12 protein-coding genes are annotated in these 11,176 nt (G+C 58.8%); 8 read left to right on the top strand and 4 right to left on the bottom strand.

Annotation, left to right across the window (positions count from 1 at the left end):
• The first annotated feature begins 41 nt into the window (after nucleotides 1-41).
• Together AC0J41_RS18895 and AC0J41_RS18890 are read left to right on the top strand one after the other, a co-directional pair.
• Complete coding sequence (locus AC0J41_RS18895; protein ID WP_473016022.1) at nucleotides 42-1,283, top strand: glutamine synthetase family protein; 1,242 nt, start codon at nucleotides 42-44, stop codon at nucleotides 1,281-1,283.
• 69 nt (nucleotides 1,284-1,352) lie between these two features.
• Nucleotides 1,353-2,741, top strand: coding sequence for an MFS transporter (locus AC0J41_RS18890; protein WP_025112924.1), 1,389 nt, complete (start codon nucleotides 1,353-1,355; stop codon nucleotides 2,739-2,741).
• A 115-nt stretch (nucleotides 2,742-2,856) separates the two neighbouring features.
• Here AC0J41_RS18890 and AC0J41_RS18885 read toward each other — a convergent pair whose 3' ends face one another.
• The 4 genes from AC0J41_RS18885 to flgA form a co-directional block, all read right to left on the bottom strand.
• Nucleotides 2,857-3,603: a flagellar brake protein gene (locus AC0J41_RS18885; RefSeq protein ID WP_025112925.1), complete on the bottom strand. Its 747-nt coding sequence runs from the start codon at nucleotides 3,601-3,603 to the stop codon at nucleotides 2,857-2,859.
• 92 nt (nucleotides 3,604-3,695) lie between these two features.
• Nucleotides 3,696-4,163 carry a flagella synthesis protein FlgN gene (locus AC0J41_RS18880; protein ID WP_025112926.1) on the bottom strand — a complete coding sequence of 156 codons (468 nt, stop codon included), beginning with the start codon at nucleotides 4,161-4,163 and terminating at the stop codon, nucleotides 3,696-3,698.
• Nucleotides 4,164-4,211: 48 nt separating this feature from the next.
• The gene (flgM, locus tag AC0J41_RS18875) at nucleotides 4,212-4,538 is read right to left on the bottom strand and encodes a flagellar biosynthesis anti-sigma factor FlgM (RefSeq protein WP_473013287.1); all 327 of its coding nucleotides are present in this window, start codon (nucleotides 4,536-4,538) and stop codon (nucleotides 4,212-4,214) included.
• A gap of 159 nt (nucleotides 4,539-4,697) precedes the next feature.
• Nucleotides 4,698-5,459 carry a flagellar basal body P-ring formation chaperone FlgA gene (gene flgA / locus AC0J41_RS18870; RefSeq protein WP_025112928.1) on the bottom strand — a complete coding sequence of 254 codons (762 nt, stop codon included), beginning with the start codon at nucleotides 5,457-5,459 and terminating at the stop codon, nucleotides 4,698-4,700.
• 82 nt (nucleotides 5,460-5,541) lie between these two features.
• On the opposite strand from flgA, the gene AC0J41_RS18865 reads away from it, so the two are divergent.
• From AC0J41_RS18865 to flgE, 6 genes are all read left to right on the top strand, one after another.
• On the top strand, nucleotides 5,542-6,474 hold the full coding sequence (locus AC0J41_RS18865) for a chemotaxis protein CheV (RefSeq protein ID WP_025112929.1): 933 nt from the start codon (nucleotides 5,542-5,544) through the stop codon (nucleotides 6,472-6,474).
• Between the two features lie 46 nt (nucleotides 6,475-6,520).
• On the top strand, nucleotides 6,521-7,348 hold the full coding sequence (gene cheR / locus AC0J41_RS18860) for a protein-glutamate O-methyltransferase CheR (RefSeq protein ID WP_025112930.1): 828 nt from the start codon (nucleotides 6,521-6,523) through the stop codon (nucleotides 7,346-7,348).
• Between the two features lie 372 nt (nucleotides 7,349-7,720).
• Nucleotides 7,721-8,128 (top strand): flagellar basal body rod protein FlgB, encoded by a 408-nt coding sequence (flgB, locus tag AC0J41_RS18855; protein ID WP_025112931.1) that lies wholly within the window; start codon nucleotides 7,721-7,723, stop codon nucleotides 8,126-8,128.
• Between the two features lie 3 nt (nucleotides 8,129-8,131).
• Nucleotides 8,132-8,575 carry a flagellar basal body rod protein FlgC gene (gene flgC, locus AC0J41_RS18850; RefSeq protein ID WP_003227217.1) on the top strand — a complete coding sequence of 148 codons (444 nt, stop codon included), beginning with the start codon at nucleotides 8,132-8,134 and terminating at the stop codon, nucleotides 8,573-8,575.
• A 15-nt stretch (nucleotides 8,576-8,590) separates the two neighbouring features.
• On the top strand, nucleotides 8,591-9,319 hold the full coding sequence (gene flgD / locus AC0J41_RS18845) for a flagellar hook assembly protein FlgD (protein WP_025112932.1): 729 nt from the start codon (nucleotides 8,591-8,593) through the stop codon (nucleotides 9,317-9,319).
• Between the two features lie 30 nt (nucleotides 9,320-9,349).
• Nucleotides 9,350-10,684, top strand: a complete 1,335-nt coding sequence (gene flgE, locus AC0J41_RS18840; protein ID WP_025112933.1) for a flagellar hook protein FlgE — start codon at nucleotides 9,350-9,352, stop codon at nucleotides 10,682-10,684.
• Nucleotides 10,685-11,176: the final 492 nt, after the last annotated feature.

The raw sequence follows: 11,176 nt of genomic DNA, 5'->3' as shown, positions 1-11,176 counted from the left end.
GTGTCACGCCGGATTTGAACGGCGTGCCGCGAGGCAAGGTGATGACCGCCGAGGGTTTCCTCGAAGGGCGGCGTTTGCAGATGGCGCGGGGTGTGCTGCTGCAATGCATCATGGGGGGGTATCCGGCGGCGCGCTTTTACGGCAGCGATGACGGCGATCTGGCGCTGGTCGCCGAGCCCTCGATGATCCATCCACTGCCATGGAGCGACGAGCCACGCGCCCTGGCGATTTGTGATGCCGATGAACTCACCGGTGAAAGCTCCAATCTGTCGACCCGTGGTCAGCTCAAGAAGGTCATTGCCCGTTACGCGGCGCGTGGCCTGGCGCCGGTGGTGGCGACCGAACTGGAGTTCTTTGTCTTCGCCCCGAACACCGATCCGACCCAGCCTTTCCGTCCGCCGGTAGGCCTTGATGGGCGTCGAGAGGATGGCCAATCGGCGTTCAGCGTCAGTTCCAACAATGGCCTGCGGCCGTTTTTCAGCGAAGTCTATAAATGCATGGCAGCCCTCGGCTTGCCGCGCGATACCTTCATGCATGAAATGGGCGTCAGCCAGTTCGAGATCAACCTGCTGCACGGTGATCCGCTATTGCTGGCCGACCAGACCTTCCTGTTCAAGCACCTGCTCAAGGAAGTTGCGCTCAAGCACGGCCTGACTGTGGTGTGCATGGCCAAGCCGCTGGCGCACACACCGGGCAGTTCGATGCACATTCACCAGAGCATCGTCGAGATCGCGACCGGCAACAATGTGTTCAGCGACGAGAGCGGCCAGCCGACGGCGATGTTCCGTCACTTCATTGGTGGGCAGCAGGCGGGCATGGCGGATTTCACCGCACTGTTTGCGCCGAACGTGAATTCCTATCAGCGTCTGTGCCACCCGTATGCGTCGCCGAACAATGCCTGCTGGTCGCACGATAACCGTGCGGCAGGGCTGCGAATTCCGGCCAGCTCGCCGGTGGCCCGACGCGTGGAAAACCGTTTGCCCGGCGCCGACGCCAACCCGTACCTGGCGATTGCCGCGAGCCTGGCCGCCGGCTTGCATGGGATCGAACATGAGCTGGAACCGACTGCGGCGATTCAGGGTGAGTTCGAAGTGCCGGACAATCTTTCGCTGCCGTGTACCTTGCATGCCGCGCTCGAACGTCTGAAACGTAGTCAATTGGCCAGGGAACTGTTCGGACAGGAGTTCATCGAAGGCTACATCGCTTCGAAGACCATGGAGTTGACCAGCTTCTTTGATGAAATCACTCCCTGGGAACGGCGTGTTCTAGCAGCCCAGGCCTGACGAACCGTCGCCATCGGGCTATCGTTTGGATAGCCCGATACTCACTGCAAGGAGCCGCTCGGAACGCCGATGCGCCAAATCTGGAAATCCTTTCGAGCGCTGTATTTCGCCTCGCTGATGATGTTGATCGGCTCGGGCCTTCTATCTACTTATCTGGCGTTGCGCCTGGCCGCTGACCATGTCGACGGACTGTGGGTTGGTGCGCTGATGGCGGCCAACTATTTCGGCCTGGTGCTGGGCGGCAAGATCGGTCACCGACTGATTGCCCGGGTCGGGCATATCCGGGCGTATTCGGCGTGTGCCGGGATCGTCGGTGCGGCGGTGCTCGGGCATGGCCTGGTCGACTGGCTGCCGGCGTGGCTGGTGCTGCGGACCATCGTTGGCCTGGGCATGATGTGCCAGTACATGGTGATCGAGAGCTGGCTCAACGAGCAGGCCGACGCCAACCAGCGCGGTCTGGTATTCAGCGGCTACATGATCGCTTCGTATCTGGGGCTGGTGCTCGGTCAACTGATTCTGGTCATGCACCCGGGCCTCGGTCTGGAACTGCTGATGCTGGTCGCCCTGTGTTTCGCCCTGTGTCTGGTACCGGTGGCGCTGACCCGGCGGATTCACCCGGCGCCGCTGCATCCGGCACCGATGGAGCCGCGTTTTTTCATCAAGCGGGTGCCGCAGTCGTTGAGTACGGTGCTGGGTGCCGGTCTGATCATCGGCTCGTTCTACGGTCTGGCGCCGCTGTATGCCTCGCAGCAGGGGCTGTCGACCGAGCAGGTCGGTCTGTTCATGGGTAGCTGCATTTTTGCAGGCTTGCTGGTGCAGTGGCCGTTGGGCTGGTTGTCCGACCGTTATGACCGGGCGCTGCTGATCCGCTGCTTTGCCGGGTTCCTGGCGGTGGCGGCGTTGCCATTGGCAATCTTGCCGCAGGTGCCGCTGGAGGTTTTGTTTGTTGTCGGGTTCATGTGCTCACTGGTGCAGTTCTGTCTGTATCCGCTGGCAGTGGCGTTCTCCAACGATCACGTCGAAGGCGATCGTCGAGTGTCGCTGACGGCGATGCTGCTGGTGACCTACGGGGTTGGCGCGAGTATCGGGCCGCTGCTGGCGGGTGTGCTGATGAAGCTGTTCGGCAGCCAGAGCCTTTACGCGTTCTTCAGCTTCTTTGCTCTGGTGCTGGTGTGGCGCATTCGGCCGAAAGCGGTGACCAATCTGCATCAGGTCGACGATGCACCGCTGCATCACGTGGCGATGCCGGACAGCATGTCCAGCTCGCCGTTGGTGGCAGCCCTCGACCCGCGCGTGGATGAACAGGTGGTGCAGGAGCAGATGCAGACTACGGTCACGCCGGAGCCAGAGCCGCAACCTGATTCCGGGCTTGGGAAAGGACCTGAGTCTGAGCCGGCAACAAGCCCTGATGATGAGGGTGACAGACCCACGCCGGATATCAGTGGCGCCAGACCTTAACGGGCGCCGATGGCGTTCCACTCGCCACAGGTGCCCATGACAGAAGCTGCTATTCGGGTTGGAAATAAAAAAGGGCAGTCCCGCCAAGGACTGCCCTTTCTTTTTTGCGTTCGAATCAGAGATCGTCTTTATCGAATCGGCGTGCTTCACGCTGCAACTGATAGACAAAACGCTCGACGTTGCGCGCGGCCTGTCCACTGATGTTGTGGAAGCGCAGACCGGCGAAGGTAATGTTGAGCTTTTCTTCGAAGTGCAGATAACGCAGTTCGACCGAGGTCGGCTGATTGCCGAACAACGGGGCGGCGATCAGGCGGTCATAGACCTGGCCCAGTTGCAGGCGGTCGGTGATGTCGCCTTCAAAGCGCAGCTTGCAACCGGTGGCGGAAATATCCAGCAGTTTGCCGTTGATCGGCGCCTTGAGTTTTTCGCCGCCGAGTTCGACGCTGACCAGATCGGTCAGCTTCAGCGCTGCACGAAAGGCGTTGCGGCGCTGGTGGTAAACCACTTCGGTCGGCAACTCGCCGGTGTAGAAGCGATCACCTTCGGATTCTTCGATGTTCAACGTGCCGGTGCATTCCCAGGCAATGCGCACGCCTTCGTGGAAGCCTTCGACCCTGAAGGGTTCACCCGCCAGCAGAAAGCGCTCGCCATCGCGCGGGATCATTTCGTCCAAGGCGATGGTTGCGGTTTCGCGGTCGACCTTGATCAGGTAGCTCTGGAAACGCTGACTGCGCTCATGGAAGGTGATGATCAGCGGGTCGTGGCTTTCTTGCAGCTGGCGCAGGTTGCTGGAGATTTCCAGGGGCGTGGTCAGCACCTTTGGTGGCTGCGGAGTATCATCCGCGCTTAGGGCGTTTGGCACGTTTTCTCAATCTCCAGACAAAATTTGACTACGACTAGCCAGCATTTTGCCAGCATGTTTCGCGGGTTGATAGTGCAGGCACATCGAATGGCTCACGCCTGGCTGAGCGTACGCGGCTTGGTGGGTTTGGCGAAAGTGCCAGTGGCGTCATACAGCGCCGGTGGCTCGCCCCCGGTGAGGATTTTCAGCTGATTGGCCGTGGTGGCCTGCTGAATCTGGATCGACTGGCCGTTCTTGACGTTGGCGGCCTGGCACTGGGCAATCAGGTCGGTCAGTACATCGCTCTGGGACAGCAACTGATCGCCAATGCTCGATTGGCTGGCCAGTTGCTCCAGACCCTGGCGGTCGAGCGGCAGGTTGAGGCTGGCAAGGATTTCACTGCGCTTGCGGCCATGCTGTTCAAGCAGAATGATCAATGCCTGTTTGCGCGCCAGAATATCTTCGAGCAAGGGCATGTCGCGACCGTGCAAGGCGAGGGACTCGGTTTGCAGTAACTCCAGCAATTGTTGAGCTGGAGCAAAGTCGTCGGTGATCAGTTGCAATAAATTAGTGTCGTGCATGGCTGGCCTTGGGTTCTAAGCGTCCAAAAGCCTGGCGCCGGCAAAAGCCTAGCGCTGGGCTTCGAAGTTGAGCAGTTTGCTGGCTACACGGTTGCTGTCGACTTTGTAGCTGCCATCGGCAATCGCTGCTTTCAACTCGGCCACACGGGCTTTGTCGACGGCAGGCTGATCACGCAGCTTGTCAGTGACCTTCTGCAACTGTTGAGCCTCATTGCTGAGGTGTACCGATTCCCCGCTTTTTGCGGTACTGGCCGTTTCGGCCTGGGTATTCAGCGGTGCAGAGGTGCCGGTTTCGGCGTTTTCCTTTGGCGCGCTGGTACGCGTACTGCCTGTAAGTGACGAGGAGCTGTTCAAACGGCTGAAATCGATGACCATGTTAAAAACCTCTGGGAATTTGGACGCTTGCCATGTTTTCGGCCATTCCCTGGAAAACTTTAGGCTCATTTGCAATGAGCTGTCTGCGCCGAAGCGTGCCCTGCTGCGGCACAGTTTAGGGAAGCAACGGGGCTGGCGCCAGTTTTCTGCGTGAGCGTTTTACATGGCCACTTCCACCTGGCCCGGCGCGATGACTTGCGCCTTGATCACTCGGTTGGAGTTGAGGTTTTTCACTCGAATCTGTTCTTTCAGGCCGCCATTGGCCAGGGCCTCGCCGGGCATGCGCACGGCGAGCGTACCGCTGCGGGCGATGATGACCACTTGATCACCCTTGCGCACCACTTCTGCCTGTTCCAGGTGCACCAGCGTAATGACCTGATCGGCTACCGTTGGTCGGGTCAATTTCTGTCCGATGGCTTCATCCACCGACGTCAAAAAACCTTGATTGATCTGACTGACGTCGCGTTCACGCAAGGTCACGTCCTGCGGTTCGATAATCCCGGCACGTTTGAGGGGTCGGGTAGTGGTGACAATCTCGCGAAACAGGCGGACTTGAGCGGGCACGAACACCGTCCACGGCGAGCTTCCCTCGCAGCGAACCTTGACCGTTACCCGGCCCAGCGGACGTGCCGGACTCTCCAGCGACGCTGTCAATTCCTTGTCGCACATAGGCATGCGCATACGCGGGTCGAGCTGGTTGACCTCGATTTCGTAGCGGCCTTCCGTTTGACTGGTGGCCAGATAGTCTTCTACGGTGAACTCAAGAAAGCCCTGAGTGACGCCGATAAGCATGTCAGGCAAGGTAACCGTATCAGCACCGGCAGGGCTGCCAGCGAAAAAGAAGCAGACGGCGGACACCGCGCACAGCGCTTTGCGGGTGCGGGAGGTCAGGCGTCGAAAAAATGTCGTTTGAGCGTTCATACGAGTTAAAAAGCAAGCGCCGTGCCGTTTAGCAATGAATGTGCGTCGCAACAACACTTGGCGTTGGTGTAGGAGTCTGGGCATGGCTGGTGTAATGGATTCGGTGAACCAGCGCACGCAACTGGTGGGGCAGAATCGCCTGGAGCTGTTGTTGTTCCGTCTCGACGGTCAGCAGCTCTACGGAATCAACGTGTTCAAGGTGCGGGAAGTGCTGCAATGCCCGTCGCTGACGTTGATGCCCAAGTCCAGTCCTGTCGTGTGCGGGGTGGCGAATATCCGGGGGGCGACCATTCCGATCCTTGATCTGGCAATGGCGACCGGCTCGGGTGCGTTGAAAGACAAGAACAACCCGTTCGTGATCATCACGGAGTACAACACCAAGACCCAGGGTTTCCTGGTCCGCTCGGTGGAACGCATCGTCAACATGAACTGGGAGGAGATCCATCCGCCGCCCAAGGGCACGGGTCGCGATCACTACCTGACGGCTGTGACTCGGGTCGACAATCAGTTAGTCGAAATCATCGACGTCGAGAAGGTGCTGGCGGAAGTTGCGCCGACGCCGGAAGCGATTTCGGTCGGCGTGGTCGATGTCGAGACCCAGAGCAAGGCGCTGTCGCTGCGGGTGCTGACGGTCGATGACTCGTCGGTGGCACGCAAGCAGGTCACGCGTTGCCTGCAGACGGTCGGTGTCGAAGTGGTGGCGCTGAACGACGGCAAGCAGGCGCTGGATTACCTGCGCAAGCTGGTCGATGAGGGCAAGAAACCGGAAGACGAGTTCCTGATGATGATTTCCGACATCGAGATGCCGGAGATGGACGGGTACACCCTGACGGCGGAAATCCGCAACGACCCGCGCATGCAAAAGCTTCATATCATCCTGCATACTTCGTTGTCGGGGGTATTCAATCAGGCGATGGTCAAGAAAGTCGGTGCCGATGACTTCCTGGCCAAATTCCGTCCTGATGACCTGGCATCCCGGGTAGTCGACCGGATCAAAGCAGCAGATATCAGCTAGGGGCCTTCTGCCCCTGGCGGTCAACACGATTTAAGAGGCGGCATCATTGTCTACGGGTAATTTGGATTTCGAACAGTTCCGGGTCTTCCTGGAAAAAGCCTGTGGCATTTTGCTCGGTGAAAACAAGCAGTACCTGGTCTCGAGCCGTCTCAACAAACTGATGGAGCAGCAAGGCATCAAGTCCCTGGGTGAGCTGGTACAGCGCATCCAGACCCAGCCGCGCAGCGGTTTGCGCGAGCAGGTGGTCGATGCCATGACGACCAACGAAACCCTGTGGTTTCGTGACACCTATCCGTTTGAAGTCTTGAAGAACAAGGTGCTGCCTGAAGCGATCAAGGCCAGTCCCAACCAGCGTCTGCGGATCTGGTCGGCGGCATGCTCGTCGGGGCAGGAACCGTATTCGCTGTCGATGTCGATCGATGAGTTCGAGCGGAGCAACCTCGGCCAGTTGAAGATGGGCGTGCAGATCGTTGCCACGGACTTGTCCGGCAGCATGCTGACCAACTGCAAGACCGGCGAGTACGACAGCCTGGCAATCGGTCGCGGTTTGTCCGCTGATCGACTGCAGCGTTACTTCGACCCGAAAGGGCCGGGGCGCTGGGTGATCAAGGCGCCGATCAAGAACCGGGTGGAATTCCGTTCGTTCAACCTGCTCGACAGCTATGCAGCGCTGGGCAAGTTCGACATCGTGTTCTGCCGCAACGTGCTGATCTACTTCTCCGCCGAGGTGAAGAAAGACATCCTGTTGCGCATTCACGGCACGCTCAAGCCTGGCGGGTATCTGTTCCTTGGCGCCTCCGAAGCGCTGAACGGTTTGCCGGATCATTACCAGATGGTCCAGTGCAGCCCGGGGATCATTTACCAGGCCAAGTGATTGGCGGCGGCAATACAAAAAAACGGGAGGCCCTCAAAGGCCTCCCGTTTTTTGTGCCCGGCGTTTAATCCCCAATCACCACAAGCCCCTGTGGGAGCGAGCCTGCTCGCGAATGCGGTGTGTCAGAAAAACAGATATCGACTGACTCGACGCTTTCGCGAGCAGGCTCGCTCCCACAGTGGGTCTGTGGTGTGGGTGAGAGGGGAGGGCAAGCGGCAGAAAAGCGGCAGCCAGCGGAAACCGGTTGCCGCTTTTCTGGCATTGCCGCGTTGCCGATTGCTCGCAAAGCCCCGGTTTATGGGGGTTTTTCTGTTTGGCACGGCGCTTGCTAAAGCTCAGATACGAAAAACCGGTCACCCGAAGGTTCCCGACATGAGCATCAGCTTCGACAAAGCGCTCGGCATTCACGAAAAAGCACTGGGCTTCCGCGCCCAGCGTGCTGAAGTCCTGGCCAACAACATCGCCAACGCCGATACCCCGAACTACAAGGCTCGGGATCTGGACTTCTCCAAAGTGCTCGAAGCACAGAGCCAGAAGAACGCCAACGGCACCATCGCCCTGAACATGACCAACAGCCGTCACATCGAAGCTGAAGGCCTGGGCAATGGCGACGAGTCGCTGATGTATCGCACGCCGATGCAGCCTTCGATCGACCAGAACACCGTGGACGCTCAGCTGGAACAGTCCAACTACGCGGAAAACGCCGTCGGCTTCCAGGCCAGCTTCACCCTGCTCAACAGCAAATTCAAAGGGCTGGTGTCAGCCCTGCGCGGAGAGTAATCCATGTCCCTGTCCAGCGTTTTCAACATTGCCGGCAGCGGCATGAGCGCACAAACCACGCGTCTGAACACCGTGGCTTCGAACATCGCCAACGCCGAAACCGTCTCCTCGAGCATCGACCAGACCTATCGCGCCCGTCACCCGGTGTTCGCCACCATGTTCCAGGGCGGTCAGAACAGCGGCAGCAACTCGCTGTTCCAGAGCCAGGACGCCGCGGGCCAGGGCGTACAGGTGCTCGGCGTGGTCGAAGACCAGAGCAACCTTGAAGCGCGCTACGAGCCGAACCATCCGGCTGCTGACGCCAAAGGCTACGTCTACTACCCGAACGTCAACGTGGTGGAAGAAATGGCTGACATGATTTCCGCGAGCCGGTCGTTCCAGACCAACGCCGAAATGATGAACACCGCCAAGACCATGATGCAGAAGGTACTGACCCTCGGTCAGTAATAAGGGACGACTGCGATGAGTGTTTCCGATACCAGCAACACCATAAGCATGAAGGATCTGCTGTCCAACTCGTCGAAAAAGACCAGTGGATCAACAGTGGATGGCATTGCTTCAGCGACTAACAGTTCCACCGGCGGCCAGGCTCTGGGCAAGGATGCGTTCTTGCAATTGCTGGTGACCCAGCTGAAAAACCAGAACCCGCTCGATCCGCAGGACAACAGCGCATTCGTTGCGCAGTTGGCGCAGTTCAGCAGCCTTGAGGGCATTACCACCCTCAACAGCACGGTCAGCTCGCTGGCCGGCAACTACAACTCGTCGCAGGCGTTGCAGGCGTCGTCGCTGGTGGGTCGCAACGTGATCGTGCAGACCAATACCGCGCAGCTCGACGACCCGAGCAAAGGCCTGACCGGTTCGGCGACCGTGCCTTCGTCGATTGCCGGCGGCACCGTGACGATCACCGACAGCACCGGCGCAACTGTGCGCACCATTGATCTGGGCAGCCGCGCAGCCGGCAGCGCCAGCTTCACTTGGGACGGCAAGGACTCGTCCGGCAATCTGGTGCCCGTGGGTACTTACACCTTCAAGGCCAACGCGCCGATCAACGGCACCGCGACGGATCTGGCCACCTATCTGCCGGCCACCGTCAACAGCGTGACCATCAGCCAGACCGGTGGCGAGCTGATGCTCAACCTGTCCGGCAAGGGCTCCGTCGCCCTGTCCAAAGTACAAACCATTGGTATATAGAGCCGATTAACCGGCACAAAGGAGTGGAATATGTCTTTCAATATCGGCCTTAGCGGTCTCTATGCAGCCAACAAACAACTGGACGTGACGGGTAACAACATCGCCAACGTCGCGACCGCCGGTTTCAAATCGTCCCGTGCGGAATTCGAAGACGTTTATTCGGCAACTCGCTTGGGTACTGGCAGCAAAGTGATCGGCAATGGCGTGCGCCTGGCCAACGTTTCGCAGCAATTCACCCAGGGTGACATCAGCAACACCGGTAACGTGCTGGACATGGGCATCAACGGTTCCGGCTTCTTCACCATGAGCAACAATGGCTCGATCTCCTACACCCGTGCCGGTACGTTCAAGGTCGACGATAAAGGTTTCATCACCAACACCGACTACACCTCGCGTCTGCAGGGTTACGGTGTGGATGCCAACGGCAAGATCATCAACGGCGTGCTGACTGACCTGAAGATCGACACCTCGAACCTGGCACCGAAGTCGAGTTCGACGGTGACGTCGAGTATCAACCTCAACTCGTCGGCCCCGGTGATCAACGATACCGGCGCCAACGCCGTGGTATTCGATCCAAACACGCTGGCAACTTACACCAAGTCGTTCAGCACCCCGATCTATGACACTCAGGGCAACTCGCACGTCATGGATCAGTACTTTGTGAAGACGGGTCAAAACACCTGGAAGGTTTACACCCTGGTAGACGGGCGCAACCCGGATGCTACCGGTAGCGATCCGAAAACCACCCCGCCGGTGGCGTCCACCATGACCTTTGACTCCGCAGGCAAACTGACTCAGATCAGCACACCTAATCCGGCGACTCCGGGCACCCCGACGATCAGCAGTGACCTGACCCTGAAAAACTGGAAGCCAGGCACAGTGACCAACGGTGTCTTTACGCCTAACGGCGCATCGGCAAACACCAATGGTGTGACCATTTCCATGGCCCTGACCACTCAATACAATGCTGATACCACGCGCACCATCCCGACTCAGGACGGTTATGCCACTGGCCAGATCACCAACCTGAGCATCGACGGTACCGGTACCTTGTTCGCCAACTTCAGCAACAATCAGAACAAGGCCATCGGCCAGGTTGCGCTGGCCAGCTTCACCAACGAACAAGGCCTGCAGGCTATCGGTGGTACCAGCTGGAAAGAGACGTTCGCGTCGGGTATTCCAGGTTACGATGCGCCGGAAACCGGTACTTTGGGTTCGATCTCGTCCAACTCGCTGGAAGAGTCCAACGTTAACCTGACCAATGAGCTGGTAGACCTGATCAAGGGCCAGAGCAACTATCAGGCAAACGCCAAGACAATCTCCACTCAGAGCACCATCATGCAGACCATCATTCAGATGACTTGATGTGATCTGATCGCAGCACCGAAAACCGACGCCCCAAGGCGTCGGTTTTTTTATGCGCGTTATTTGGGACGTGTGTTCAGTTTTCTACCGTTCGTCGGTCGCTGTGGTGCGGAACTTGCACTCTCGCGGAGCAGTGGTGGCGCGCGTCAAACTTTCATTCGCAGCGCATATTTTCAAGCCGGGCTCAGGGTTCGGTGGCTCGGAAGCCGTCATTAGTCATCAGGGATGCGACACGTTGAACAGTCATAAAGCCGTCAGTGCGCCCGCCGCGGTGCCAATACCTTACGTCGCCGGTCTGGCTCTATACCCCCGCACTGTCCGGGCATCGCCGATTTTCCTGTCGGTGATGCCTCATTCAAGCCAATTGAAACCATTTCTCCTGTTGCCGGCTGCACGCCGCAACCATGGCGCAGCCGTCGTGCGCGGTGATTTCCCTGACCGTGTCGCGCATGACCGACCCAGCACAAATCCGTCGGATTTTTCGCGATGCTC

The organism is Pseudomonas sp. Arb-4-2C (genome assembly GCF_055755015.1).
Note: the sequence above shows the minus strand (reverse complement) of the source record. Positions and strands in the feature narration are given on the sequence as shown.